The organism is Actinophytocola gossypii (assembly GCF_025165815.1).
In the GTDB taxonomy this organism is placed as follows: Bacteria; Actinomycetota; Actinomycetes; order Mycobacteriales; family Pseudonocardiaceae; genus Actinophytocola; species Actinophytocola gossypii.
Genome location: NZ_JAFFZE010000001.1, coordinates 23,635 through 49,566 on the forward strand (window position 1 = coordinate 23,635; position 25,932 = coordinate 49,566).

General features: G+C 71.8%; 21 protein-coding genes. 5 read left to right on the forward strand and 16 right to left on the reverse strand.

Annotated elements, in window-relative coordinates; translation table 11 throughout:
- Positions 1-8: 8 nt before the first annotated feature.
- Positions 9-1,832 (reverse strand): hypothetical protein, encoded by a 1,824-nt coding sequence (locus JT362_RS00105; RefSeq protein WP_260188878.1) that lies wholly within the window; start codon positions 1,830-1,832, stop codon positions 9-11.
- A gap of 306 nt (positions 1,833-2,138) precedes the next feature.
- Between JT362_RS00105 and JT362_RS00110 the strand changes: the two genes are divergently transcribed.
- The 3 genes from JT362_RS00110 to JT362_RS00120 are packed head-to-tail and all read left to right on the forward strand — an operon-like array spanning position 2,139 to position 5,943.
- A complete protein-coding gene (locus tag JT362_RS00110) occupies positions 2,139-2,723 on the forward strand; it encodes a TIR domain-containing protein (protein WP_260188879.1) in 585 nt (194 codons plus the stop codon).
- Complete coding sequence (locus JT362_RS00115; protein ID WP_260188880.1) at positions 2,720-4,804, forward strand: hypothetical protein; 2,085 nt, start codon at positions 2,720-2,722, stop codon at positions 4,802-4,804. The genes JT362_RS00110 and JT362_RS00115 overlap by 4 nt, the downstream gene beginning before the upstream one ends.
- On the forward strand, positions 4,804-5,943 hold the full coding sequence (locus JT362_RS00120) for a hypothetical protein (protein WP_260188881.1): 1,140 nt from the start codon (positions 4,804-4,806) through the stop codon (positions 5,941-5,943). The genes JT362_RS00115 and JT362_RS00120 overlap by 1 nt, the downstream gene beginning before the upstream one ends.
- Positions 5,944-5,947: 4 nt before the next feature.
- Here the strand turns inward: JT362_RS00120 and JT362_RS00125 are convergent, their stop codons facing one another.
- The 4 genes from JT362_RS00125 to JT362_RS00140 form a co-directional block, all read right to left on the reverse strand.
- Positions 5,948-7,054 (reverse strand): endo-1,4-beta-xylanase, encoded by a 1,107-nt coding sequence (locus JT362_RS00125; RefSeq protein ID WP_260188882.1) that lies wholly within the window; start codon positions 7,052-7,054, stop codon positions 5,948-5,950.
- Between the two features lie 74 nt (positions 7,055-7,128).
- Complete coding sequence (locus JT362_RS00130) at positions 7,129-8,424, reverse strand: hypothetical protein (RefSeq protein WP_260188883.1); 1,296 nt, start codon at positions 8,422-8,424, stop codon at positions 7,129-7,131.
- On the reverse strand, positions 8,346-10,079 hold the full coding sequence (locus JT362_RS00135; RefSeq protein ID WP_260188884.1) for a hypothetical protein: 1,734 nt from the start codon (positions 10,077-10,079) through the stop codon (positions 8,346-8,348). The genes JT362_RS00130 and JT362_RS00135 overlap by 79 nt, the downstream gene beginning before the upstream one ends.
- 9 nt (positions 10,080-10,088) lie before the next feature.
- Positions 10,089-10,436, reverse strand: a complete 348-nt coding sequence (locus JT362_RS00140; RefSeq protein WP_260188885.1) for a winged helix-turn-helix transcriptional regulator — start codon at positions 10,434-10,436, stop codon at positions 10,089-10,091.
- A gap of 78 nt (positions 10,437-10,514) precedes the next feature.
- Here JT362_RS00140 and JT362_RS00145 point away from each other — a divergent pair, with 78 nt between their 5' ends.
- The gene (locus tag JT362_RS00145; protein WP_260188886.1) at positions 10,515-10,925 is read left to right on the forward strand and encodes a RidA family protein; all 411 of its coding nucleotides are present in this window, start codon (positions 10,515-10,517) and stop codon (positions 10,923-10,925) included.
- 4 nt (positions 10,926-10,929) lie between these two features.
- Here JT362_RS00145 and JT362_RS00150 read toward each other — a convergent pair whose 3' ends face one another.
- The 9 genes from JT362_RS00150 to JT362_RS00190 all read right to left on the reverse strand — a co-directional run bounded on the left by JT362_RS00150 (position 10,930) and on the right by JT362_RS00190 (position 22,801).
- Positions 10,930-11,856 (reverse strand): hypothetical protein, encoded by a 927-nt coding sequence (locus JT362_RS00150; RefSeq protein WP_260188887.1) that lies wholly within the window; start codon positions 11,854-11,856, stop codon positions 10,930-10,932.
- A 5-nt stretch (positions 11,857-11,861) separates the two neighbouring features.
- Positions 11,862-14,345, reverse strand: coding sequence for an ATP-binding protein (locus JT362_RS00155; protein WP_260188888.1), 2,484 nt, complete (start codon positions 14,343-14,345; stop codon positions 11,862-11,864).
- A gap of 6 nt (positions 14,346-14,351) precedes the next feature.
- On the reverse strand, positions 14,352-15,338 hold the full coding sequence (locus JT362_RS00160) for a TIR domain-containing protein (protein ID WP_260188889.1): 987 nt from the start codon (positions 15,336-15,338) through the stop codon (positions 14,352-14,354).
- Positions 15,302-16,300, reverse strand: coding sequence for a hypothetical protein (locus tag JT362_RS00165; RefSeq protein WP_260188890.1), 999 nt, complete (start codon positions 16,298-16,300; stop codon positions 15,302-15,304). The genes JT362_RS00160 and JT362_RS00165 overlap by 37 nt, the downstream gene beginning before the upstream one ends.
- A gap of 109 nt (positions 16,301-16,409) precedes the next feature.
- A complete protein-coding gene (locus JT362_RS00170) occupies positions 16,410-17,075 on the reverse strand; it encodes a Crp/Fnr family transcriptional regulator (protein WP_260188891.1) in 666 nt (221 codons plus the stop codon).
- Between the two features lie 85 nt (positions 17,076-17,160).
- The gene (locus tag JT362_RS00175; RefSeq protein ID WP_260188892.1) at positions 17,161-18,336 is read right to left on the reverse strand and encodes an MFS transporter; all 1,176 of its coding nucleotides are present in this window, start codon (positions 18,334-18,336) and stop codon (positions 17,161-17,163) included.
- Positions 18,333-18,857: a CGNR zinc finger domain-containing protein gene (locus tag JT362_RS00180; RefSeq protein ID WP_260188893.1), complete on the reverse strand. Its 525-nt coding sequence runs from the start codon at positions 18,855-18,857 to the stop codon at positions 18,333-18,335. Before JT362_RS00180 ends, JT362_RS00175 begins: the two co-directional genes overlap by 4 nt.
- A gap of 34 nt (positions 18,858-18,891) precedes the next feature.
- On the reverse strand, positions 18,892-19,674 hold the full coding sequence (locus tag JT362_RS00185) for a DNA-formamidopyrimidine glycosylase family protein (RefSeq protein WP_260188894.1): 783 nt from the start codon (positions 19,672-19,674) through the stop codon (positions 18,892-18,894).
- A 10-nt stretch (positions 19,675-19,684) separates the two neighbouring features.
- Positions 19,685-22,801, reverse strand: a complete 3,117-nt coding sequence (locus JT362_RS00190; protein WP_260188895.1) for an amidohydrolase family protein — start codon at positions 22,799-22,801, stop codon at positions 19,685-19,687.
- 119 nt (positions 22,802-22,920) lie between these two features.
- Between JT362_RS00190 and JT362_RS00195 the strand changes: the two genes are divergently transcribed.
- Entirely contained in the window at positions 22,921-23,415 is a 495-nt protein-coding gene (locus JT362_RS00195) for a GNAT family N-acetyltransferase (RefSeq protein WP_260188896.1), read from the forward strand.
- Here the strand turns inward: JT362_RS00195 and JT362_RS00200 are convergent.
- Both JT362_RS00200 and JT362_RS00205 read right to left on the reverse strand, forming a co-directional pair.
- The gene (locus JT362_RS00200) at positions 23,344-24,576 is read right to left on the reverse strand and encodes a hypothetical protein (RefSeq protein WP_260188897.1); all 1,233 of its coding nucleotides are present in this window, start codon (positions 24,574-24,576) and stop codon (positions 23,344-23,346) included. The genes JT362_RS00195 and JT362_RS00200 overlap by 72 nt on opposite strands.
- Positions 24,536-25,663 (reverse strand): helix-turn-helix domain-containing protein, encoded by a 1,128-nt coding sequence (locus tag JT362_RS00205; RefSeq protein ID WP_260188898.1) that lies wholly within the window; start codon positions 25,661-25,663, stop codon positions 24,536-24,538. The genes JT362_RS00200 and JT362_RS00205 overlap by 41 nt, the downstream gene beginning before the upstream one ends.
- Positions 25,664-25,932: the final 269 nt, after the last annotated feature.

Consider the following 25,932-nt stretch of genomic DNA (forward strand, 5'->3'; position numbering starts at 1 on the left):
GCCTCCCCCTAGTCCCACCATTCGGCTTCGCGGCGGTGGTGCCGCGCGGCCTCCAGGAACACCGCGTGCGGCCCGCCCTCGCGCATCCGGCCGACCTCCGCCAGGTCGTCGGCGATCTGCAGGTGCACGTCGCCCCGGCGGCTGTCGGTGAATGGATCGGACACGACGTGCAGCGCCGCGACCAGGCGACCGACCGGCACGACCGGCGGCTCCAGCGCGGCCGCCTCCACCAGCGCGCGCACCTCGTCGACCGGGACGGCACCGGTCCTCGGCAACCTCGGCGCCGCCACGACCGCCTGGACCAGCTCGTACCACTCCGGGCAGTCCAGCTCCGGAAGCCGTCGGTGCAGGTGCGCGGCCACGAAGCCCAGCTCGCCGTCGGCGAGCGCGTGGTACAGGTCGCCCTCCTCGTCGCCGCCGGCACGGCAGATGTGGCGCAGCGCGCCGTGCACCTCCGACCAGCCCGGCGCGTCCGGGCCGGTCCGCTCGGCGAGCCTGCGGGTCAGCAGCCGGCGCAGCACGGTGAGCCCGGCCGAGTGCTCCTCCGGCCACAGCAGCGGGTCGATGCCCTCGACGTAGCCGGTCAGGCCGCAGGTGAGCAGGTCGCGGTCGGCCAGCGCGAGCCCGTCGGACCGGCGGCGGGCGGCCGCGCAGGTGACCAGGTCCGGCATGGCCGTCTCGGAGGTGCCGGCGAGCAGGCGGTCCAGGACGCGCTCGGCGACGGTCGGCGCGTGCTGGTCACGGCGCTCGGTGTGCGTGAGGAACGCCTCCGGCTCGATCCACTTGGCCGGCACGTCGTGGGCGATCGCCTCCAGCACCAGGCTGGTGGACGCGGGGTGCCCGCCGGTGAGGTCGTGCACGAGCCGGGTCAGCCGCTGGTGCTTGCCCAGGTGCAGGCCCATGTCGGCGATCGCCCGGCCCACCTCGTCCTCGGTCAGGTCCGGCAGCCGGTAGCCGACCCACCAGCACCGCGGCCGGTCCGCTCCGGCGGTCAGGTCCTCCGGCTCGACGCGGGCCCGGTCGGCCTCGGGAACCTCGCTGAGCAGCAGGCCGCGGCTGGTGGCCACCACGGTGAGCGGGTCGGCGTCGTCCGGCTCGCCGACGGCGCGCTGGCGCCGTGCGTGCACGAGCTGGCCGAGGAACCTCCTGCCCAGCTCGCTGTCGGCGTTGTCCAGCAGGACCACCGCGTTCAGCGACCGCTCGTCGGCCCGCCTGCCCCTGGCGAACTCCGACCGCAGGTCCGCCAGGAACGCGGCCAGGAGCAGCTCGTCGATCCGCTGCCGGTCGTACTCGTCGTCGGCCGTCGCGGCCCAGTGGTTGAGGTCGATCAGCACGTCGATCGGGTCGTTGTGCAGGCCGAGGTCGCGGTGGCCGTACCAGTTCTGGAACGTGCCGAGCGCGAGCTGCCGGCCGGGCGTGTGCCGGGTCAGCCAGGTGACGGCGTAGCGCACCAGGCTCTCCGGCGGTTCGATCGGCAGCCCGGTACTGGCCAGCACGCTGCCGGCGGTGTCCACCAGAACCTGCCGAACGGTATCCATGTCTCGGTACCGTTCCAATGCCGTTTCGACCTGTTTGTACGCCTGGGAATGATCGGTGAGATCCAGTTCCAGCCGCATGGCGAGCTGCCCGATGATGAACCGGGGAAACCGCAGCTCGTACTTGGGATAAGTCCTGCTCAGGTCGAACGCGACGGCGGAAAGGACCTCGGGCACGGACGCGTGCCGGTTCGTCTCAAGGTCGATCCGCGCGTGCGGTACCTGCGCCAACATGTCGTCCAAAGTAGACAGCAACGCCGACTTCCCGGTGCCCCGGAAGCCCTCGACCACCAGCACCGGCTGATCGTCGCTGCACAGTGAACCGTTGCGCTCCGTCCGCGTCATGAAATCGCGGACGAGGCCGATTACGCCTTTCAATCCGTAGACTCGGTCGTCACCAACCGACACGCGGGTACCTCCCTACCCTGCTCGACCTGAAACAGTAGCCGAGTCTCGTGGAATGGGGGAGCGGAATGATCCTGTCGTTATTCTTACTTCGACATATCCGATAGCGTTTCGGTCGACGGCGTATCGGTAACCGCCGGATCCGGCGATCCAGATCTCATCCAGGTTTCATCCACACCCGGTCGGCATCCTTTCGCCGTGAGAGCTTTCGTCAACTACCGCACCATGGACGAGGGGAGTACGGCGCTCGCGGTGTCCCGGCACCTGGGCGTGCGGCTCGGTGAGCAGAACGTCTTCCTCGACTCGCGGTCGATCGATCCCGGCACGTTGTTCGACGACGCGATCCTGCGCAGTCTCTGGCGCAGCGACGTGCTGGTGGCGATCATGGGCCCCGACTGGCTGGAGTTCCCCGCTCGCGCGGGCGGACGCGCGATCGACGACCCGGAGGACTGGGTCCGGCGCGAGCTGGTCGAGGCGTTGACACACCAGGTCCGGGTCGTACCGCTCCTGGTCGCCGACGCGCCTCGGCCGACCAGGGACGACCTGCCGGCCGTGCTCGCCGACCTGGTCCGGTACCAGGACGTGCGGCTCGACCTCCGAGCCCCGGAGGCGGCGTTCGCCCGTCTCGACCGGATCCTCGAACTGCCCGCCGACGACGAACCAGCCCGGGACAGCGGCCAGTCCGGCGGCATCGGATCGGTACGCGGGAACCGAAACATCGCCATCACCGACCCGCGCGGCGCGGTGACCATCGGCGACGCCTTCCACCGGGACGACACGTGACCGACGACGAGCGCATCGACGAAGCCGACTGGGACGACGAAACCGACTGGGACGAGGACCCGGACGAGGACGGGTCGGCCGTCCAGCGGTCGGGCGGGGTCGGCTCGGTGTGGGGCAACCGCAACATCAGCATCACCGACCCCCGGGCCGCGGTCTCGATCCTGGACCGGGTGCGGATCTACGTGCGGTCCGGCGCGGAGGAGTCGAGGACCGGCCGCTCGCCCCGGCTCGTACCCGAGGACATCCTCGCCGACCTCTCCGCACGCTTCGTCCTCCCACCCGGCTACGGCGACCTGGTCCGGCGACTGCGCGAACCCGGAACGGTCGTCATCTCCGGCGAACCCGGCTGCGGCCGGCACGCGGCCGCCCTGATGGTGCTGAAGGAGTCCGGCACCGGAGCCACCCGGTTCCGGGAACTGCCCGACGACGGCGACGCCGGTGAGCCGATCCTCGACGAGGACGTCATCGAGCCAGGGGAACGACTGCTCCTCGACCTGTCCTCGGTGACGGACCCGATCCCCGCGCGGACGCTCGCCACCGTCCGCTCCTACCGGGCGAAGGTCGCCGAGCGGCGGGCCTACCTCGCGATCGTCCTGTCGCCGGAACTGCAGCACGCCGCCGCCGAACTGGGCACCGAACCGCTGCTCGTCGGCAGGCCGGACGGACTGGCCGTCTTCCTGAGCCACCTGCGGGCGTACGGCATCGAGGTCGCCGAGCAGGAGCTGTGGGACGAGACGCTCACCGGGCACCTCGCCCAGGACCCGATGCGCCACCTCGCCGCCCTCGCCGAGCGGGTGCGGTGGGCCCGCACGGCGGCGGGTGGCTCCGGCGGATGGCCGGCGTGGCTCGCCACCGCCCTCGCGCCGGACGCGCAGCGCGACGCGGTCGCGCGGTTCGTCAAGGCCAACCCCGACGGCCGGGTGCGTGCACTGCTGCTCGCCGCCGCGCTCTTCGAGGACGCGCCCCCCGAGGCCGTGGCGTTCGCCGCCGCGACGCTGCTCGAGATCGTGGGGTACCCGGCGCACGACGAGCACCGGCTCGACCGGCCCGACTTCGCCGAGGCGTTGGGCGGGGTGGACGCGTCGGCCGGGGACGGCCCGGTGCGGTTCCGGTCGCTGGGCTACGGCGACGCCGTGTGCGCCCATTTCTGGGACACGTTCCCGGACCTGCGGAACGACCTGCGCCGGTGGCTCGACCGGTGCGTCCAGCCGAGGTGGCTGTCGACCGACGCCCGGTCGGCCGCGGTCCTGCGGTACACCGAGCAGTCCCTGCGGCTGGGTCACCCGGAAGACCTGTGCACGCTCGTCGAGTCGTGGGCCCGCCAATCACCGTCCACACTGGACTATCGGCTCGACGCGGCCGGTCCGGCCCTCACCCGGGGACTGCTGAGCGAGCGGTACGGCCCGTGGTTCCGGCGCCGGGTGTACAACTGGGCGCTCAACCGCCGGCTGTGGCCGAGCCTGGCGACCCTGCTCGTCGGCCTCTGTGTCGGTGTGATCGCGCCGGGCCAGCCGCACCAGGCGTTGGTGCGCCTGCGGCACTTCACGCGGCACCGACATCCGGCCGTCGTCGCGGAGGCGCGGCAGGCGCTGGCCAAGCTCGCCGCCGACGGGCCGTTCGCCCGTCGCCTGCTCACCCGGGTACACGACGACCTCGTCGGCGACCGGCCGAGGGAGGTCGACTACGACCTGTTCACCGACGTCGCCGACCCCGTCCGGCTGACGGCGGGTACCGGCGCGTTCCCGCACGTGGCCGAGCCGAACGTCGCCGCCATGCTGGCCGGGGGATGGGCCGTGGTGCTGTCGGCCCGGCCCTATGACCAGGTCGCCGCGGCGGTCGGCCGGTGGCTCGACGCCCACGAGCAGGAGTCCGACCGCGACGCGCTGCTGGCCGTCCTCACGGCCGCCACCACCAGGAACGTCCGTGCGCGGGCCGTCCTCTACGCGGCGTCCCGGGACTGGGTCACCTCGGCACCCCCGGAGCGGCGCCGCGACCGGATGCGCACCGCGGCACTCCTGCGGCAGGCGTGCGCCGACCTGCCGGCCCCATCGACCAGAGCAGCGGAAGGAGCCATCCACTGATGTTGAGCGACAAAGCCTACCTGGCCATCACGGCGGCGGTGTCGGTGCTCGTCCTCGTCCTGATGGCGCTGGTGAACGTGCCGTGGTGGCTCGGGCTGGCGTTCTGCCTGCCGCTCGCCATCGGCGGCCTGATCGTGAAGCGCCACTACGAGAACACGCGCGCGCCGGTGCCGCTGCCCGCGGTGTCCTACCAGCCCCCGCCCCCGCCCCCGCCACCGCCCGCTCCGCCGGCGAGCGTGTCGATCAAGGGGGTGGCGCTGCCCAGCGCGCACCACGACTACCGGTTCCTCCTGCACGGCAGCGTCCTGTGGCGACAGTCCGGCACGCAGGCGAACCAGCACCCGCGCCCGAGTCAGCTGGCCATCGACGCGATCCGGGAGCGGGCGGCGCGGTTCACCGAGCGTGAGTCGCCCGCCGACGTCGACCTCCTGGCGACCCGACTGGCGACCGAGCTGTCCTTCCCCCGGCCGGACCGAACCGGGTCTCTGGAGGCGTGGGCCCAGGACACGGTCCTGACGATTCCCGACGACGACCGCGTCCGGCTGCACAAGATCGCGGCGGTGCGCAAGGACGAGGAGGTCTGGGAGTACGAGCGGGCCTACGAACGGAACAAGCGCGCCTACCTGCGCGACGACGTCCTCACGACGCCGGGCAGCGCCGTCGTGTGGTGGCTGGCGCAGGACACCACCCGCGTCAGCGAGACGGTCGGCCTGATCGGCACCCTCGCCCAGTTGGTGGCCGCCGCCCAGAACCGCGAGGTCGAGCCCGTGTTCCGGTCGTTCCTGAACGACCTGGCCGACGCGCGGGTGGACGTCGAGCACACCGAAGGCGCCGAGGACCCGGATGTCGACGTGCTCGGCCGGTTGATGGCGCGGCTCGTGCCGGACGGCTCGGAACCGGAGCGGGCCGACCTGGCCGACCGCCTCGCACGGATCGCCGAGGAGGCGGGCGCGACCGACCTGGCGAGCACGATCCGCGAACGGTTCGACGCACCCGCCTTCACCGAGCAGGATCCGTCGTGGTTCACCGCGCCGACGACCGAGTCGGCGGCGCCGCCCGGAACACCCGTGCACCCGAACGGACAGGCCGAACCCGGCGCCACCGACGCCGTGGTCCGACCGCCGTTCGGACCGGCCTGATCGGTCAGCGGCCCGCGAGCGCCAGTACCGCCTGCATCTCGCGGTAGGCCGGCTTGGGCTGGAACGACTCGTCGAGCAGGGTCGCCGCGCCCTCGCCCTCGAACCACCCGGGCACCCACGAGTACCGGTCGGTGAAGCCCCAGAACGTGAACGACTCGCACCGCCGGCTGAGCAGGCAACCCTGCAGCAGCGCGCTGAAGCCCTGCGCCTGGGCCTGGAGCTTGACGTTGTCGGTCGGCATGACCATCCGCACGTCGGCCTCGGTCACCGCGGTCCGCAGCCCGAGCGCCTCGAACCGGCCGAAGTTCTTGGCGATCTCGGCCGCGCTGTGGAACCCGTACTGCACGCCGTAGTGGCCCTGGGCGCCGAACCCGTGCACCGGTACCCGGTCGGCCAGCAGCTCGCGGGCCAGCCGGTAGTAGGCGTCGCTCTTGGCGCTCAGTCCCTCGACGTTGTAGTCGTTGAGAAACAGCTTCGCCTTCGGGTCGGCGCGGTGCGCCCAGCGGAACGCGTCGGCGATGTAGCCGGGGCCGAGCTCACGCAGCCACAGCGTGTCACGCAGGTTGCCCTCGTCGTCGATGGCCTCGTTGACCACGTCCCACTCGTAGATTCGGCCGCGGAAGTGGCTGACCTCGTCGACGATGTGCCGGCGCAGGATGCCGCGCAGCTCGTGCCGGTCGATCTCGCCGGACTCGACGCCCTCGGTGAGCCAGGCCGGGACCTGGTTGTGCCAGACGAGGGTGTGGCCCCGCACCCGCTGCCCGTTGCGCTTGGCGGCCGCGACCAGCTCGTCGGCGGCGGCGTAGTCGCGCTCGCCGCGCACCGGCTCGACGACCTCCCACTTCATCACGTTCTCCGCGGTGATCGAGGAGAACTCGGTGTGCACGCGTTCGCGGTACTCGGCATCGGCGGTGTAGGCGGCGTGGTCGACGGCGGTGCCGACCAGGAGCTGCCGGCCGGCGAGGTCACGCAGCGGCTGGTCGACGTCGACCGGGCGGTGCGGGTGGTGGTGGTGGCGGCCCGGCTCCGGCGAGCCGGCCGCGGCGGGAAGGACGGAGTAGAGGGTCGCGGCGGCCAGGACGGCGGTGGCGGCGACGTGGGACACCTTCATGTACAGCTCCTCGGCGACAGCGGCGGGAACATCTCCGAAAGTTTCGGAATCTTTCCGAGATGAGCACTGTACCCTCAGGACCGTACTTTCAGGAACTTTTCGGACACCTTCCCGAAAAGCACGACGCCGACCACGATCGCGACGCCACCCGCCGCCGCGACGACCACCGGCAGGCTCGCCGGGATCTCCAGGTGCACGGTGATGCCGAGGATCCGGGACAGCCCCCACGGCAACAGGGCCAGCTGGTCGTTCCACAGCGTCATCGCCCGCTCCAGTCCGAGCACCGCGACCAGCCCGCCGAGCGCCACCATCGGCACCCCGACCGCGACCAGCACCCGCCCGACCGCCCCCACGCGCCCCACGCGTCGCCGCAGGGCCAGGTAGGCGACCACGAACACGGCCAGGAACGCCGCGAACGCCGCCGCCACGTACACCGACCGCGCGGGCGGCGAGGTCCAGAACCCGAACCAGTAGTACCCCGGCCCGCGCACCGCGAGCACGGCCAGCAGCAGCACCGTACGCAGCAGCGCGATCCCACCGACCGCGGCCGCCAGCGTGAACGGGTCGGCCGGCCGCGCGACCAGCCGCAGGGTGAACCAGAACAGCAGCCACGCGCCCAGCACCAGTACCAGGTGCGCGGGCCCGGCGAACGACGTGAACACCGCGCGGCTCGCGACCACCGCGGCCGCCGGCACCGCCCACACCAGCACCCGGTCCAGCCGCGTCGGCTCCCCGTCCACCCGCCCGAGCCGGACGAGTGCCCGCAGTCCCACCGGCGCCCGCCGCGACACCCCGACCGCGAGCGCGGCGAGCACCGCGACCAGCAGGCCACGCGCGAGCCAGGCCATCGGCTCGTTCCGGTGCGCCAGGGCCAACCCGAGGTCGGCCGCGGTGAAGTTCCACGCCGGCAGGTCGACGTCGCCGGTGTACCGGCGCAGGTGCTCGTCGCGGGCCGCCGCGTAGTCGACCGCCGCCGCCCGCCAGGCGTCCCGCGCGTCCGCCGAGCCGGTGTCGAGCCACTGCGTGTGCCGCAGCACCGTGGTCCGGTACGCCGCGAGCGTCTCGAACAGGTTCACCTGGTAGTCCAGCGTGTCCACGAACCGTTGCCGCAGCACGGGATCACGCCAGGTCGCCGGTTCGGTCGAGGCCACCAGGTCCCGCATCCGCCGCGCCCCCGCCACCGCGTCCGCGCCCTCCGCGACCGCCTCGTCGACCCGGTTCCGGCTGACCGCGTGGATCGTGTCCAGCGCGGCGCTGTCCCCGGTCACGATGTCCCACTCGAAGATCCACATCATCGGCGGCGGTTCGAGCCCGAGCGCGCGCACGGCCCGGTCCGCGTACGGTCCGATGTAGAGCCCGTCGGTGACCACGTCGGCGACAGCGCCATCGCCGCGCAGATCGCGGCCACGGTGTCCGGGTCGTGGGAGAACGTGCGGTGCGTCCAGTCCGCGGTGGCCGCCGCCGGATCGAGGTCCGGGTCCCAGGCCAGCCGCCCGGTCACGTACGTGTTGAGGTCGTAGAGCTGCCAGAACCCGAGCCGTGGCGTGAGCGTGCGGGGCCCGGCGAGCAGCGGTCCGCCGCCCTGTGCCCAGGTCCACACCCCCTCGACTCGCGGGTTGCCGGCCAGGAACCGGCGCAGCGCGAGCTGGTGGAGCACCCCGAGATCGTTCGGCAGCGCGCCGAGACCCTCGAACTCGCGGCGGGACTGGAACTCCACGATCCGCCGGTGCTCGCCGACCAGCAGCGTGTCGTTCAGCGGCAGGTGGCTGTAGAAGTCGCCGAGCGAGTACTTGGTTGACACGACCAGCCGGTCGTCCCGCAGCCCGCCCAGCACCTCCTCGTACGCCGCCCGGCTCGTGTGCAGGTCCCCGACGGCGCCGATGCCCACACTCCACGTCCGGAAGATGATCTCGCGGTCCGCGTCGTGGGCGACGTCCAGGAACGCCCGCAACATCGCCCGCACGGCCGCCGGCGTGGTCACCGCGATCTCCGACGTGTAGTCCCATCCCGGCAGCCGGTACGCCGCCCCGCCCTCGCCGATCCGCACCATCATTCCGTCCACAAAGGACATCCGATCGAACAGCTCGGCCAGGCCCGCCTGGTACACCCGCCACAGCCGCTCGTCCTCGGTGTCCAGCCCGCCGACCGTGCGCTCCAGGTGGGCCCGCAGCGGCGGCGACAGCGCGAGCATGTCGGTGGACAGGTACACCCGCATGCCGAGGTCGTCGGCGTACCGCCACACCGGCGCGAAGGCGTCCACCATGGCCCTGGCCCGCGCCGGGTGCGGATCCCCGTCCGGGTACACGCCCAGCCCGCCGAACGTGACGTACTCGAGGAACCCCGGCACGACGACCGCGTTGTACCCCATGGCGAGCGAGTGCTCCACGTGCTCCCGGAACTGTCCCGCGATCCGTCGCACGGCGGCCCGGTCCACGTACGGCGCGCCGGGCAGGATCGCGTCCCCGACCACGTCGGAGTTCAGCGAGTAGTCCGTACCGTCGGCGAAGCGGGCCGGGTCGTCCGGCAACCCCACTCCGCCGAGATCCGTCAGCCGCAGTCCCAGCCTCGGCGCCACCACCCGCCCGTCCGCGACGACCGCGGCCCCCGCGCGGATCCGGTCGGCGACCGCGTACAGCCCCGCCGCCGCGCCCGCCATGCTCCCGGTGACCGTCAGCCCGTCCCCGTCCCGGTCGATCCGGTACGCCTCGGCCCCGCCGACGTCGTGGACCCGCACCCGCAGCACCGACCCCGACGCCGCCCCCGTCCGCACCGCCGGCCGCTCCGCGCCCCGCCCGGCCACCGCGTCCGCGACGGCCTCGGCCGCCACCCGCAACCGAGGCTCGTCCGGCACCAGCACCGCCGTGATCACCGGCGGCTCGACCACCGCCCGCCGGGGCGCCGCGGTCAGCTCCTCCACCGGCACGTCCACGTCCCGCACGTCCAACCCCAGCGCCGCGTTCACCTGCCACGCGACCACCCCGCCGAGCGCGAGCAGCACGACGACCACGCCCACCCACCGGGTCATCCCGCCCCGCTAGGCGTCGTCGAAGGACGCGCGGGCCCGCTCGACCGCCGGCAACGTCTCAGTGGTCCAGTGCAGAAGCGCGTCGATGAGGTCCTGCAGGGAATCGCCGAGCGGCGTGATGCGGTACTCGACGGCGACCGGCCGGGTGCCCGTGACGACGCGCTCGACCATTCCGTTGCGCTCCAGCCGCCGCAGTGCCGCCGTGAGCGACTTCTGGGTCACCAGCGGGATCGCCCGCCGGAGTTCGTTGAAGCGCAGCGGGCTCCCGCACAGCGCCTCCAGGATCTGCAGCGACCACTTGTCGAGCACCTGATCGAGCAGCTCGCGGTGCTGCTCGGTGAGGGTGGTTTCGGTCATGACACCTAGTCTCGTTGAAGTTCCCTCCGGATACCAGGTACATCTCGGGTACCTACTCGAACGACGAAAGGACGACCCATGGCAGTGCGCCTGCTGACCCCGGAGGGCATGTTCGGCCCGGTTCCGTACCACCACGTCTCGGTCAGCACGGGTTCCCGGCACGTGCACGTGGCCGGCCAGATCGCGCGGGACGCCGACGGGAACCCGGTCGCCACCGGGGACCTGGCCGGCCAGGTCGCGCACGCGCTGCGCAACACGGCACGCGGCCTGGCCGGCGCCGGTGCGAGTTTCGCCGACGTCGTGCGCCTCCGGTTCTTCGTCACGCACTGGAGCCCGGACAAGTACCCCGACTTCATCGAGGGCATCGAGCGGGTCACCGAGGAACTCGGCATTCCGCAACCGTTGCCCCCACTGTCGGCGATCGGCGTGGACTATCTGTTCGAGCCCGACGTACTCGTCGAGGTGGAGGCGCACGCCGTGCTCGACTGAGGACTCAGCCTGGCACAGGGTCCCCCGGCATGGCGGTCGCAGCGGACTGACCGGCCACCAGGCAGCGCAGGTCGACATCGTGTTCGAGCACTGGGGCCCGACCGAACAGGACCGCACCGACGGCCACCAGGAAGACCCGGGTCACCGCGTCACTGCCCTTCTTGGTCATCGGGGCCTGGTAGAGCAGGTACCGTGCCGCCTGCCAGGCCGGGACGTCGCCCGGCGGGGCGCACGCGATCAGGTCGACGGCCGCGCCGAACAGTCGGAGCCGGGCGCCATCGTCCGCGGTGACCACGTACATCGGCGCACCGCCGGTCTCGATCCGGCTGGTGTCCGCGCCTCGTCGCGTTAGCCTTGCGACCAGCCTGGCCGCGGCCCCGTCCGCGGCCGCGCCGCGGAGCAGCCGGTTGCCGATGACCCGCGTCCCGTCCGGCAGCGTGACCATGTTCCGCAGCGTGTCGCTGTCGGGTTCCTCGGCCGCGAACCTGGCGCACGCGATCCGCCCGTACTCGAGCATGATCCGGTGCGCCGGGGTGTCTCGTCCGCCGCGAAAGGTCCGGGTCGCCGGATCCCAATCCGCCCCTTCGCGCAACCGACCCAGGTAGCCGATGCGATCGTAGTTCGGACCGCCCTCGGCCATTCCGGTGGCGAACCGGGACGCGTCGAGCGGGATCCCGTGGCCGAGCCGTCGGGGCGTGCGGCATGCCAGTTCGTGCCGCCACCGCACGAGGCCTAGGTGCGTCTCCAGCAGTGCGCCCACCCGTTCTCTGTAGGGAGTGCCGGTGCGCAGGCCGGCGGACAGGCGGGGGAGTGCCGCGGTCGCCGCGCGTGCCTGCTCCACGGCGAATCCCCGCACCCGTCGGATCTCCGCCTCGTCGGAAGTCCGGAGCGCGAGCAGAGGGGTCGGAAAGTTGGCCTCGGTGATGCTCATGACTGTTACGCCTCCGGTCGAGTCAGAGTCGCGAGGCGCCATTGAACCCGTTCGGCGTCGTCGAGACGGTCCTGCTGCCGGTACAGCCTCAGGCAACGTTCCCAAGCGTCGCGCGCGGCGTCCGGGTAGGACAGTTGCGCGCAGACCTCGCCAAGCCGGTCGAGGGTGTCCGCCTCGTGGTAGACGTTGGTGCCGCGGAACAGCGCGAGCGCCCGCCGGTAGTAATCGAGCGCCTCGACGTGCCGACCGGTGCGGTGCGCGACGTGGCCGAGGCTGTCCAACGCGGTCGCCTCGCCGTTCCGGTCGCCGAGTTCCCGATACAGCGCGAGTGCCGCTTCGCCGTGGCGCGTCGCCGCTTGGTCGCGACCGAGCTTGGCCTCGTACCAGCACATCAGGTCCAATGCGTCTGCCTCGTTGGCCGGCAACCGCAGTTCCCGGTACAGGCGGTGGGCCTCGACGGCGTGCTCCAGCGCCCCTTCGTGGTCGGCTCGGCGTTCCTGGAGTCGGGCGAGCGCGCGACGCGTGTGCGCGTGGTCGCGCAGGTCGCCGAGCCACGCGGTGAGCTCCAGCGCGCGGTGCAGGTGGAACGCGGCGTCCTGGGGCCGGCCCGCGCGGGCGGTGGCCGATCCGACGAGCCGGTGTGCGACCGCGAGTGCCGAGGGGTCGTGGAGCGCCTCGGCGGCCGCCAGCGCGGCCCGCCAGGTCGCGAGCTGGGCGCGGACGTGCCCCTGTTGCCACTGGAACGAGTGCAGTACCCAGGCGAGACGCCAGACCGTCCGGTGCCAGCCGTGCCGTGCGGCGACCTCCTGGGCGGCGCGGACGCTGGCATACTCGGCGGTGAACCAGGCCATCGCGGTCGCGTGGTCGGCGATCTCAACGACCCGGGATCCGCGCACGGGTGGGTCGAGCGCGACGGTTCGCCGGTTGCCGTCCAACTTCCGGTCCGCCACCTGCGCGGTGTGCAGGTAGTGGTCGACCACGCGCAGCACGGCGGCCTCCCGTTCGTCCGCCGGCACGGTCTGCTCCGCCCGGTTCGCCGCGAAAAGGCGGACGAGATCGTGCAGTTGCCAGCGCCCGGCCCGGCTCCGGGAGACGAACGAGACCCGCTCCAGCTCACGCATCGCTGTTCTGGCCTCGGGTTCACGTACCTCCGCCAAACACGCGACCGCGGCGAGCCCGAAGTCCGGCCCCGGCATGAGGCCCAGCAGCGCGAACACTCGTGCGTGCACCGAGGTCAGTGCGTCGTAGGACCAGGACAGCACCGCCGTCACGCTCGTTCCGGGGTCGCCGGCGTCGAGCGCGCCGATCCGGGTGGCCGCGTCGCGCAGCTCGCCCGCCGGCACGGCGAGTGGCAACCCCTCCTCGTTGACGACGCGCCCGGCGACAATCCCGAGGGCTAGCGGCAGGCCGGAGCAGTACCGGACCAGCTCGGCGGCGGCCGTCGGCTCGGCCCGCAACCGGACCGAGCCGAGCCGACGCAGGAACAGGTCGTGGGACTCGGTGTCGGTGAGTGCGTCGAGCGCCAGCAGGTGGGCGCCGACCGAGGTGAGCAACCCGTCCAGCCGGTTGCGGCTCGTGACCAGCACCGTGCAGGTGGGACTACCCGGCAGCAGCGGCGCGACCTGGGTCGCGCTGTCCGCGTTGTCGAGGACGACCAGCAGCCGCCGGCCCGCAACGAGGCTGCGGTAGCGGCCTATCTGTGCGTCGAGGTCGACTGGGATCGCGTGGTGGTCGACGCCCAGCCCGTCGAGCAGGCAGCGCAGCGCGGTCGGCGTGCTCATCGGCCGGCCTGCGGACGACGTCCCGCGCAGGTCGACGAACAGCTGCCCGTCGGGGAACCGGTCGGCGTTGTGGTGTGCCCAGTGCAGGGCCAGCCACGTCTTCCCGATCCCGCCGGTGCCCACGATGGCCGTCACCGGACGCCCGAGCTGGCCGAGTTCGTCCGCTCGCCCGACGAACCAGGGCGGCGCGGGCGGCAGCTGGCGCGGCACCAGCCGTGCCGGACCGGCTCGCGGCGGTGGGAGGCCGGGCACGACGTCGGCCAGTCGCTCAGCGAGTCGGGCCACGTCCGCGCCGAGCCGCAGGTGGGAGACCTCCACCGCCTGGCAGTGCAGGAGTGGCCGGACCGCCGCCGGCAGGGCGCCCGGGTCGGGCAGCCCCGCGCCGTCGAACAGGACCGGCACCACCCGAATCGACCGTTCGAAGGCACGCATGATCTCCTGGCGCACCCAGTCCCGCTCGTCGCGGATCGGCAGCCGGTCCGGCTCGTCGGGGTCGGGCGCGAGCCACCGCGGCCCGACGAGCACCAGCAGCACCCGCATCGACTCCAACGCCGCCGACAGCCGGTCCGGGTACTCCGCGCCGGGGCTGATCGACTGGTTGTCGAGGAAGATCCGGTCGCGGTCGAAGCGAGTGGCGAGCAACTCGTAGATCGCGGCCGCCCCGAACGGCGCGTCCGCGCTGCGGTAGCTGACGAAGATGTCCCACACCAGCGGTCAGGGGTGGAGCACGGGATTCCCCCACGCCAGCTCGGGGAGCCTGTTGGACTGTCCGCCGGCCACGTTGACCCCGGCCATCATGGGGTGCTGGGTCATTCCTGGTCGATGCGCCTCCAGCGCGAGGTGCAACACGCCGCTCACGTCGACGCTCAGTTCCCGCGGCTGCCCCTGCCTGACGGCGACCTCGTTGCGGACGGCGCCGTCGGCGATCACTCGGAACACGCCGAGCTGGTCGGCCTCCGCGGCATCGTCGAGCACTCCGACGATCACATCGAGGCGACGGTAGTTCCTGCCCAGACTGAAACTGATGGACCCGCGCGGGTGGTTGGCGAACACGCTCGGCCGGTAGACGATGCTGTCGCCGTAGTACCTGCCGTTGATCTCGGCCGCCGCCAAGCGCACGTCTGCTCGGCGAGTGGGGCGGAGGCTGGTCAGCAGCACCGAGTTCTCCGGAGTCGGCAGTTCGATGCCCCCCTTGCCGACGTGGTGCCTGATCTCGTCCACGAGGTGCATGAGGTCGTAGGTGGCGGACCGATGGTGGAAACGCAGATACTGGTGGTCGACGAGACCGGCGATCGACGCCGGGAGGTTGTCGCTCTCGTGGAGCCGCTGCCGGTCGCCGACCAGGACCGGGATGACCGGACGCTGGTTCCACAGCGCCAGCTCGATCTCCTTACGCACCCAGTCACCCGGCTCGTCGATTCTGCGCTCCCCGTCACTGTCCGGAACGAGCCACCGCGGTCCGACCAACACCAGCATGGCCGCGCAGGTCGTGGCTTCCTTTTCCAACTCCGGCGGGAACACCGTGCCACCGCGCATGGAACGGCTCGACATGAACACGTGCTCGGGGCCGAACGCCTGGCTCAGTCTCTGGTCGAACAGGACAGCCGTGTCCTGGGTGTCGCCGACCCTGAAGTTGACGAATACCTTGCTGATGACGATCTCCTTTAGCTTCCCGCGGCGACCACGTAAGGCGATCCCCATACGGCGTTCGCCTCCAGGCAGTCGTCCGGATCCGGTGGTCGGGCCAGTGAGGCCCGCAAGGTCAGTGCGAACACGTCAGCCGGCAACGCGGCCTCCATCGGCGTCGATCCGCCGGGCTCGACCACGGCTTCCTTGATGGGTTCGACCGTGTTGTCGTTGGCGAAGATCTCGAACCTCATGGCGACTCCGGAGTCCGACGTCGAGTCGGTGCCGACCGCCTCGACCGTGATGCTGCGGAAGTTCCGCAGGTTGAACTGCTGCTCGACGCTGCGTTGGGTCTCGCTGCACGTGTACAACACGTCCCACACCGAGTTGCCGTACTGGGTGAACTGCACGTCGTGGTCGCCGTACTCGAAGTTCCACTCGTCGTTCGGGCGAGGCAGGTCGGTGAGGTGGACCGGTGTTCCCTCGGGCAGCGAACCGCCGTCGCCGAGGATGCCGGGACCGGCGGACCCCGTCACGGACGACGCTGGTGCCGCGCTCGACGACTCCGGGGTGGAGGTCGTCGTGGTCGTCGACTCGGTCACCGTCACCTCAGCGGTCGAGGTGACGGTCGCGGGCGGTTGCGCGACCGGATCGTTGCCGCTCGGTCGAGCGATGAGGTAGGTGATCACGACGGCGACCACCACGAGTGCCGCGGCGGCGACCATCGACCATGTCCGGCGAGCACGCGAGCCTGCCATCGGACCTCCGATCGTCTTGGCGAGCTGCTGACGAAACTCCGAGTCATTCGCGATCTCCTGTTCGACCTGTTGTTGGAGTGCCTTGGTCGTGTCGGGGTCGACCGGGTTCGTCTTGAAAGAGTCCAGAGTGTGCACCTGGAACGGCTCGATCAGCTTGCCGCCGAGCTTTTCGAGCAGAATCTCCCACTTCGCGTCGTACGTCCATTGCGGCGTCCTCTTGTGCAGCAGGTAGTGCGACAGTGACTGCACGACCGAGTTCGCCAGTTTCCGATCAGCCATTCAGGTACTCCCAGTGGTGGCCCGTGGGCGAGTACGCGACAGTCCAGCACCGCCGGGTGCGGCGTCCTGGCTCCGTGTGCGGCACGTGCCGCACACGCGGGTCGAATCGTTAGCCGGTCGCACGCAGCCTCCTCAGGTCCCGCACGGTCACCAGACCGCGCGAGGTCGTGACCACGCCGGCGGCCCGCAGCCCGCGCAGGGCACGGACGACCGAGTCCCGGGACACACCGAGACTTTGACCAAGCGCCGCCTGCGACCCGATGTGCACGACGGGAACGCGTTCGTCCGCGTGCCGCAAGAGGAAGTCGACGACCTTGGCGAACGCGAGGCGGTCGTGGCCGTCGAACCGGCGGTCGGCCTCCCGCAGTCGCTCGGACAGCACCGCGCACAGCACTCGAAGGACGCGGGGGAAGCGGGTCAGCACCCGGTCCAGCTCGACCGCGCCGAGCACGAGCGCCCGCACCCTGGTCTCGGCGCGCACCGTGGCCGACCTCGGCCGCCCGTCGAGCAGGGCCTGCTCGCCGACGATGTCACCGTCCCATCTCCTCGCGATCACGCGCATATTGTCGGCGGCGAGGACCCGCACCCGACCCGTGTAGAGCACCGCGACCCATGGGTCGGTCTCGTCGGCGCGGATCAGCGTCGCACCCCTGGCGTAGGGCCTGGCCGTGCCCGCGTCGGCGAACGCGACCCGTTCCGGCTGGCTCAGCCGGCGCCAGAAACTGTCGGCCCGGTGCTCGGGCCGCAGCGTGGCCATGGACGGTGTCCGTGCCATGAAGCCGTTCCTTCCGCTCCATCCCGCACACAGGATGGGGTGTGCGGATGGACCAGAACCGGATGGGAACCGTACGGCCGAGGTGTCAGCCGGTGCGCAGCCGCAGGAGGCGGCGCATGGCGACGATCCCCCCGAGCGGCCCGATCGCCAGCACGGCGAACGCCCACTGCCAGCCGACCGCGCCGACGAGGACCGGGACGAGCCAGATCGTGGCGCCGGTGAGCAGGAAGCCGAGGGCCATCTGCAGGGTCAACGCCGTGCCGACGAAGCTCTGGTCGGCCAGTTCGGTCACCAGCGCGGAGAACTGCACCGAGTCGCCGACCACGCTGTAGCCCCACACCAACCCGACCACGATCAGCAGCCACAGCGGCGCCGACAGGAACAGTCCGATCGTCGCCGCGCACGCCGCGGACACGGCCATCATCGCGATCGCCGTGCGTTCGCGGCCGAGGCGGTCGCCGAGGACGCCGCCGGTGTAGTTCGCGACCGCGCCGGCGGCGAACACGGCGAACGTCACGTACGCGGCCAGTACCGGGTCGTGCCGGCCGTGCTCGGCGAGCGCGGCGGTGAAGAACGCCAGGAACCACGCCCACATCGCGTACAGCTCCCACATGTGGCACAGGTACCCGATCGTCGCCAGGCGCGTGCCCCGGTCACGCAGGACGCGGCGGATCTGCTTCGGGTCGAACACCGCCGCGGGGAACGGGTACGGGCCGACCCGCACCGCCAGCCAGGTGAGCACGCCGCCGCCCACCGTGAGCGCCGACGTGACCACGATGACCACCCGCCACTCCAGCCCGCCCAGCCCGTTCACCAGGTGCGGCACGCCGGAGCTGATGCTCAACGCACCGACCAGCAGGCCCATCGCCGCGCCCCGGCCGGTCCGGAACCACGTCGAGATCAGCTTCAGCGCAGGCGGGTACACTCCGGCGATGAAGAACCCGGTCGCGAACCGGACGGGCACGCCGAGTCCCAGTCCACCTGCGCCGAGCAACACCAGGTTGGCCACAGCCGCGCCGATCGAGCTGAGCAGGATCAGCCGGGTCGGCGACAGCACGTCGGAGAGCACGAACACCGCCGACACCACCGCGCCGGTCACGAAGCCCCACTGCACGGCGATCGTCAGCCACCCGGCCGCCCCCGACGACAGCCCCCACTCCAGCCGCACCTGCGGGATCACCGCTGTCGCCGAGAACCAGGTCGACTTGAGCAGCAGCAGCGCCCCGGTCAGCACCAGCAGCGTGCCCCGCGCCGACGTCATGGCCGCCCCCGCCTGGCCCGGTACGCGGCCACGCCGCTGCGGTTGAGGCAGGCCGGTGAGCAGTACCGCCGCCGAGGACCCCGGGACACGTCGGCGTACACGCGCTCACATCCGTCGGCGCCGCACACCCCGAGCCGGCCCGCGCCGTGCTCGCAGAGCAGGAACGCCAGCCCGACCGCCGTGTTCGCGCGCACCCGGTCGACCAGGCCGGCGCCCGGCACGGCGTAGTGCAGGTGCGGCCCGAGTCCGTGGTCGGAGACGTGCGGGGCCATCGCCACCTGTCCGAGCAGGCGGTTCACCTCGTCGACCGCCGCGGCCTGGTCGGCGGCGGTGAACACCGGGCGCAGCCGGCGGGCCCAGTCGCGCAGATGGGCGGCGCCGGGCGGATCGAGCTGGTCGGCCAGGAAGTTGAACCCGGCCAGGAGTTCGGCCAGCTCGGCGTCGTTCGCGTCCGGCGCGTTCACCAGCGCCACGGCGGTCCCGACGCCGTCGTTGCGGTAGCCCGTCACCTCGGAGGCCATGCCCGACTGTAACGTCAATAGGCCTCGATTGACATTACCGCTGGCAGTGCGGACACCAGGGCGCCACCCGCTCCCGCCCGGCGCCGCCCTGGCTGCCGACGACGACCCGGCCGCCGCAGCGCAGGCAGCCGGTGCGCTCGCGGCCGTACACCCACAGCTCCCGGCCGCGCCTCCGGTCGCCGGTGGTGACCCGGACCGCACGGGTCGCGTTGTCCAGCAGGAGTTTCCGGCACAGCGCCACCACCTCCGTTGGGTCCACTTCGGACACCGGGGTCCACGGCGACACCCCGAGCAGGAAGCACACCTCGGCCTTGTACACGTTGCCGACCCCGGCCAGCACGCTCTGGTCCAGCAGCGCCAGCCCCAGCTCGCGGGCGGGGTCGGCGGTCAGCCGCCGCACGGCCTCGGTCTCGTGCTCGGCGGACCAGTCCGGGTCGAGCAGGTCCGGGCCGAGGTGGGCGACCAGCTTCCCCTCCTCCGGCGTGCGGACCAGGGCCAGCTCCAGCAGCTTCTGCCCGAGCGCCAGCCGGTCGGGTGTCTCCAGCAGCACCCTGGTCCAGTGTCCGACCGGCGCCCGCCGGCGCGGGTCGTGGATCCGCCACGAGCCGTCCATGCCCAGGTGGCAGTGCAGGCTCACCTCCCCGCCGAACCGCAGGAACAGGTGCTTGCCCACCGACCGGGCCCGGTCGAACACCCGGCCGGTGAGGTCCGCGGTCGCCAGTCGGGGGTGCCGCAGCTCGGCGCGCCGCAGCACCTGCCCGCCCAGCGCCTCGGTCAGGCGCAGGGCGGTGCGGTACACGGTGTCACCCTCGGGCACCTCGAACTCCCTAGCAGTGGTGGTGTGCCCATTCGGGCTCGTGCCACCAGTACCCGCCGGTCCGGTGGTCGGTCGGGGCCGCGCGGCTGACGAGCGCCGGCGTGGCGGCACGCTCGGGCGCGGCGAACGGCGCGACCAGGTCGTCGACGGTGTGCAGGCGCCCGCCCACCATCACCTTACGGACCGCGGCGGCCGCGCGGATGTCGGCGAGCGGGTCGCCGGACACGAACGCCAGGTCGGCGTGCGCCCCTGGACGAACCTCGCCGAGCTTGCCGTCCAGGCCGAGCCAGCGGGCCGAGTTGCGGGTCGCGGTGGTCAGCGCCTCGTGCGGGGTGAACCCGAAGCGCACCATCGCGCGCAGGTTCGTGTGCAGCGACACCGCCACGTTGTCCAGCGGCGCGTCCGTGCCGGCGATGACGAACCCGCCGCCGCGGTGGATGCGCAGCACCATGTCGACGTTCGCGGCGAGCAGGGCCATCGTCGCCTCGTTCGCCGGCGTGCCGGCCTCGTCGGCCTTGTCCACGAACTGCTCGTACTCCCAGCTCGGGTACAGCGCCCGGGTGCGCGGGTCCTCGACCAGCGACCGGTCGTCGGCGTACATCGCGCGCGAGTTGAACAGCGTCGGCGTGATCGACATGCCGGAGCGGACGAACAGGGTGACCGCGTCGGCGTACGCGCGACCCAGCCGGGACACCGTGTGGGAGTAGCCGAGGCGGTTGGTCGCGCCGGTGTGCTCCATCCCGTCCATGCCGATGTTCTCGGCCGGGTACAGATAGTGCGACGACAGCGGCATGCCGGCCCGGTGGGCCGCGACGATCGTGCGTCGCTGGTAGGCCACCGGCAGCCGCACGTACGTCTTGATGAGGTCGTAGCCCAGCTCCCTGGCCCGCTCCAGCTCCAGTGCGAGCTGCCGCAGCGACCGGGTCGGCCGCATGAAGTTGTAGTAGACCCGCGACCCGTCGACCGCCTCGCCGGTGCCGAACAGCCTCGGCCCGATCCGGTCACCGGACTCCAGCGCCTCGCGGGTCTCGGTCAGCTGGTAGGCCGGGTCGCCGGGGGAGCGGGTGGTGGTGATCCCGTACGCCAGCCAGACCCGGCCCTGCCGGTCACCCCACTGCCGGCCGCGCAGGTGCCAGTGGTTGTGCGCGTCGATCAGTCCGGGTAGGACGGTCAGGTCGCTCGCGTCCACCGTGTACCGCCGGTCGCGCCGGGGCAGCACGGCGGCGACCTTTCCGCCGGCCAGCACGATGTCGACGTCCTTCCGCAGCCGCTCGGCGTGGCCGTCCCACAGCGCGCCGGCCCGGACGACCTGGTGCTCGTGGGTCCTGGCCGGCCGGTAGTGCAGCCACAGCGGAACGTCCCGCGCCCCGCCACCGGCGATCCGCACCGCGCGCAGGCGCCCGTGGTGCAGGTACAGCAACCGGTCGGAGCCGAGCCAGGACAGCGAGTCGGTGACCTCGTCGGTCACCTGCCGCGCCGGCCCGGTCGCCTTGCCCCGCGCGTCGACCGGCAGCACCCACGCGCACGACTCGACGACGAACGCCAGGTGCGCGCCGTCCGGCGACCACACCGGACCGTCGTCGCCCCTGGTGCCGATCGACGCGTGCGGCGCGTCCGGCAGCGGCGGGGTGTAGGTGAGGGCGCCGCTGTCGAGGTCGACGGTCAGCACCTGGCTGGTGCCCTCGCGGAACCGCTTCGAGTACGGTTTCACCGCGGCCAGCGCGAGCGTGCGCCCGTCCGGCGACCAACTGGCCCGGCCCGGCATGAACAGCGGCGGGGTCACCTGCGTCGGCGTGCCGCTCGCCAGGTCGAGCACCCAGACCACGCCGTCCTGGTCGGCGTAGGCGATCCGGTCGCCGGTGGGGGAGTAGCGCGGCGCGGTCTGCGCGCCCGGCAGCCCGGACAGCCGCCGCTCGTCGCCGGTGTCCAGGTCACGCAGCCACAGGTCCGCCTCGCCTGCCCGGTCGGAGGCGTAGACGATCGAGCGGCCGTCCGGGGCGAAGTCGGGGTCGGAGTTGAAGTAGCCGTCGGCGACCAGCCGCTCCGGCCGGGGCCGGCCGACGTTCAGCAGCCACAGCGCGCCGAGCGCCCGGAACGCGACCCGGCTCCCGTCCGGCGAGGCCACCGGGGACGCGATGCCGAGCGCGCGCCGAGGACGGGCACCGTCGAGGTCGCGCACCCGCTGCCGGTACTCCGGCCGCGGCCGGACCGGGACCTCGGCGGCGAACGGCACGGTCACCGGCGCGGACCGGGTCAAGGCACGGCGTTTGACCAGCCCGTCGGCCGTGTAGAGCAGCTCGTCGGGGCCGAGCCAGGACGGCGCGAACCCGAACACGTCCTCCCCGTCGGTGCTGACCACCCGGTCGCCGACGACCAGCTCCGCGGTCGCCCCCGCGATCCGGACGTAGGCCAGCGCCGCGCCGTCCGGGGAGAAGGATGGGCCGTACAGGCTCGCGCCGTCCGGCGCGGTCACGGCCCTGGTCACCGCGCCGGACGCGAGGTCGAGCACGTCGATCGCGGTGTCGTCGGCGGTGAAGGCGAGCCGGCCGCCGTCCGGCGACCAGGAGGGCATCGCCTCCTCGGCCGCGGTGTCGGTGCGCGCGGTGATCGCGCCGGTGGCCAGGTCGAGGGTGAACACGCCGTAGCCGCCGGTGCCGGCGCGGTCGGAGGAGAACGCGAGCAGCGAGCCGTCCGGGGAGAACCGGGGTTCGCGGTGGTCGAACGGCCCGCTGGTCAGCTGCCGGAGTCCGGAGCCGTCCGGGTGGACCGTCCACAGGTGGTAGTTGCCGTCGCGGTAGGCCTGGAAGGCGATCGTGCGCCCGTCCGGTGACCAGGTTGGTTGGGTCGCGTCGGTGTCGTCGCCGGTGAGCCTGCGCGCCCGGCCGCCGCCGATCGGTACCGTCCAGATCGCGGTGACCAGGTCGAACGCGACGTGTCCGCCGTCCGGCGATACGTGCGCGGAGATGTTGGTGCCCTCCGCGAGCCGGACCGAGCCGCCCGCGTCCGGTTCGGCGGCCGCCGTGGTGTGCGTGATCGTGCTGGTGATCGTCGTGCTGCCGGCCAGGATTCCGGCTCCGACGCCCGCGCCGCGCAGTACATCGCGGCGCGTGAGTTCGGCTTCGTGCATGGTGCCCTCCCCGAGGAGCCCTTGCTGAATGTCCGATACATGCCAGTAGGCAAGGGAATTGTCTCACCGTTCCGCAAGATCCATGCGGAACGTTCGGCTACTGTGGAGTACGAGAGCCCATGCACACCCTGCTGATTCGAACGGCCCGTCCCGCGGAGCTGGCACTCCTGGTTCGGGAGCTGGGGGATCGGCCGTTCTTCGTCGACCGCTTCGCGCGGCAGGGGGACGGTCGCGGACTCCTCCTCGTCGCCTGGTCCGACGACCGCCCGGTCGGGGTGGTCTACCTCTGGTGGGAGCCGGCCGAGGAGCCGGAGCTGCGGCTCCACCTGCCCGGGACCCCGCTGCTCACCCACCTCGAGGTGCACGCCGACCACCGCGCCAGGGGCACCGGCAGCGCGCTGATCGCGGCGGCCGAGCGCGAGCTGGTCCGGCGCGGACACACCGCGGTGGCGCTGGCCGTCGAGGTCGGCAACGACGGCGCGGCCCGGCTGTACCGCAGGCTCGGCTACGCGGAGTGGGACCAGCCGCCCATCCGCTGCTACTCACTGACCGACGGCAACGGGCAGCGCGCGGTCGAGATCTGCCGGATCCTGGTCAAGCCGCTGCCCCCGTGAGCGCCACGTCCGGTCCGTCAGGCCGAGCGAGGCGACCAGCTTGTCGAGCCCGCCGCCACGGGTGTCCGGGCCGTGCGCCAGGTACATCTCCTCGAGATGTGCCCGCCAGACCGACCGGTCGGCCCGCCACGCGCTGAGGTAACGGACGCACTGGTCGGCCCGGATGGACTGGCACAGGTTCCCCGCCGCGATGAGCGCGGCCAGCATCCGTCCCCGCCGGTCCGGATCCAGGTCCGCCCCCCGCACCATGGTCATCACGTCGTTGATGAACCGGAAGCGGCGCACCAGGAAGCCGCGCCAGAACGAGTACGTGGCGTGCCGCGGCGTCTTCCCGTCCTCGAGCAGCGCGAACAGTCCCTCGGCCAACAGGTCGCCGAGCTCCTCGTACCGCGCCCGCTGCCAGTGGGCGAACGGGTCGTAGGGCTGCTGCACCGCGTGCCCGGTCAGCGCGGTCGGCCGCAGCCCGCTCTCGCCGAGCAGGAAGAACCAGTCCTCGTTGTAGATATTGGGGAAGAACGAGTCCAGCGCGTCGGCACCGACCGCGAGCGCGCCGCCGCCGAGGAAGGTGCTCTGCGGACCGCCGGCTTCCCGGTAGGCGTGGCAGACCACCGAGTTGTCCGGGTACCCGCCGATGTTCAGGCCGACCACGTCGTGCCGGTCGGTCAACCCCGCGGCCACCTTCAGGTCCGCCGCGCGCGGAACGATGATGTCGTCGTCGAGGAAGACGATCCGCCGCCAGTCCATGAGGTGGGCGATCAGCAGGCCGAGGTTGCGCTTGAGGCTGGTGTCGGTGCGCCGCTCGAACCGCGAGTTCTCCATCAGCCACGAGGTCCGCAGTCGCGGCAGGACGTTCCGCAGCGGGCCGCGGACGTCGATCGCGACCAGGTCGACGTCGGCGCCGGCGGCCTGGTCGGCGACCTGCCGCGCGTGCGAGTCCCTGCTGCACAGCGCGAGCAGGGTGCACTTCAGCTCGGCGGCCAGCTCGACGGCGTGCCGCATCGCCTTCGCCGGCCGGCCGGTCGGCACGATGATCGCGTCCACCTCGGCCTCGTGCCGCGGATCGGTCGGCCGCACCGAGATCAGCGTGCGGTGGTTCTCGTGGTGGAACGAGGAGCGCGTCTCACGCCTTCGGCGGGTGCGCTCGGTCGGGCTCGGAGTCATGGAGGGGCCACTCGTGTAGGCGTGTCTCCGGGTCGGTCCAGTCCGGAGTGATGACTTTGTGGTTCACCACGTACACCCGACTGACCACGCTGAACGTCGTCCGTCCGGCGAACCGCGTTCGCAGGTACTCGTCGTTGCGGTCGCGGAACTTCGAGTCGGTGAGTGCGCGGACGGCGCCGTAGGTGCCGCGTTGGTACTGGCCGTTGCAGATGGTGACCGTGCGCTTCGCGTTGTACGGATTGGGGGCACGGTAGAAATGTCCTACGTCCGCGTCGAGAACGTCACGACCGCCGATCGAGCGCAGCACGGGAGTGATCAGCCGTCGCTCGCCGCCGTCGAGGACCTCGAAGCCGGCCGGTTCGTCCTCGGTGTTCCGGGACATCTGGTGCACGGGCAGATCGAGACGGCGCAGGAGTTCCTTGGTGACCCGGTTCCAGTCGGTCCCGCCGAGCAGGACGAGGTGGCTGGTCAGGTCGTCGGTTCGCATCTCCGCCGGTGTGCAGAAGCGGACCTTGTTGCGCGGGTTCGCCGCGCGGATGTGGGCGAACAGCTCCATCAGGGCGTCCAGGTCGGCGTACCGGTAGAGGTCGACGTAGTCCGGTGCCTGGGCGTCGGTGTACGGCATCCGCTCGAGGTAGTCGGCGGGCAGTTCGGACGCCACGATCGTGACGTCCTGGTTGGCCTCGAAGCGCCAGATGCCGCCGAAGGGTGGCTCGGCCGCGCTCCGGTCCGGCTGTGCCGCGTTGCTCCGTGCGATGTCGGCACGGGCCGCGTTGCTCAGGGCGGCCAGCTCCTCGAGCAACTCGTCGGCGCGTGTCTGCTCCTCGTCGGTGAGCCGAGTGGGCAGTTCGTACGGCGCGTCCTTGTCCTTCCGCTCGACGGCGAAGAACCTCGCGTAGTCCTCGAGTCGGGCAAGGGGAGGGACCTTCGGGTTCTTCGTGCTCTCCCACGAGGAGATCAGCGGGACACTGGCGTCGAGTGCCTTGGCCAGGTCGCCCTGGGTGAGCCGCTGCCCCGACCAGGTCCTCTCCCGCAACGACCGGAGTCGTCGCGCCAGCTCGATGGCCGGACCTTCAGCCGTGTTCACCACGTCACGTCTTTCAGTCGAAGTTCAGTGAAGCTCAGAAGGTAGATCGTGAGTATAACCACGCCAGCTGGGAACAGTGCCACTGACCCGGGCGTCGGGTTGTCCTGGATGTTCGCGTCCTGTTCGCCATCGCGAGGTCTCCATGTCTTGCTTCACTGGCACCGGCGTTCTACGCTGAACTTGCGAGTAGTTCTACCAACTTCAGTCAATAGTAACTGAAGTTAATCTGAAAGTCTTCCCGGACTTGGTGAGGAGCAGCCATGAACACT

Bases quoted from the DNA above. Each gene is read 5' to 3' on its own strand.
- JT362_RS00160 (WP_260188889.1), bottom strand. From the start codon at position 15,338: ATGGGGATCGCCTTACGTGGTCGCCGCGGGAAGCTAAAGGAGATCGTC.
- JT362_RS00165 (WP_260188890.1), bottom strand. From the start codon at position 16,300: ATGGCTGATCGGAAACTGGCGAACTCGGTCGTGCAGTCACTGTCGCAC.
- JT362_RS00175 (WP_260188892.1), bottom strand. From the start codon at position 18,336: ATGACGTCGGCGCGGGGCACGCTGCTGGTGCTGACCGGGGCGCTGCTG.
- JT362_RS00145 (WP_260188886.1), top strand. From the start codon at position 10,515: ATGGCAGTGCGCCTGCTGACCCCGGAGGGCATGTTCGGCCCGGTTCCG.
- JT362_RS00190 (WP_260188895.1), bottom strand. From the start codon at position 22,801: ATGCACGAAGCCGAACTCACGCGCCGCGATGTACTGCGCGGCGCGGGC.
- JT362_RS00125 (WP_260188882.1), bottom strand. From the start codon at position 7,054: ATGAAGGTGTCCCACGTCGCCGCCACCGCCGTCCTGGCCGCCGCGACC.
- JT362_RS00180 (WP_260188893.1), bottom strand. From the start codon at position 18,857: ATGGCCTCCGAGGTGACGGGCTACCGCAACGACGGCGTCGGGACCGCC.
- JT362_RS00135 (WP_260188884.1), bottom strand. From the start codon at position 10,079: ATGACCCGGTGGGTGGGCGTGGTCGTCGTGCTGCTCGCGCTCGGCGGG.
- JT362_RS00140 (WP_260188885.1), bottom strand. From the start codon at position 10,436: ATGACCGAAACCACCCTCACCGAGCAGCACCGCGAGCTGCTCGATCAG.
- JT362_RS00120 (WP_260188881.1), top strand. From the start codon at position 4,804: ATGTTGAGCGACAAAGCCTACCTGGCCATCACGGCGGCGGTGTCGGTG.
- JT362_RS00170 (WP_260188891.1), bottom strand. From the start codon at position 17,075: ATGGCACGGACACCGTCCATGGCCACGCTGCGGCCCGAGCACCGGGCC.
- JT362_RS00150 (WP_260188887.1), bottom strand. From the start codon at position 11,856: ATGAGCATCACCGAGGCCAACTTTCCGACCCCTCTGCTCGCGCTCCGG.
- JT362_RS00200 (WP_260188897.1), bottom strand. From the start codon at position 24,576: ATGACTCCGAGCCCGACCGAGCGCACCCGCCGAAGGCGTGAGACGCGC.
- JT362_RS00195 (WP_260188896.1), top strand. From the start codon at position 22,921: ATGCACACCCTGCTGATTCGAACGGCCCGTCCCGCGGAGCTGGCACTC.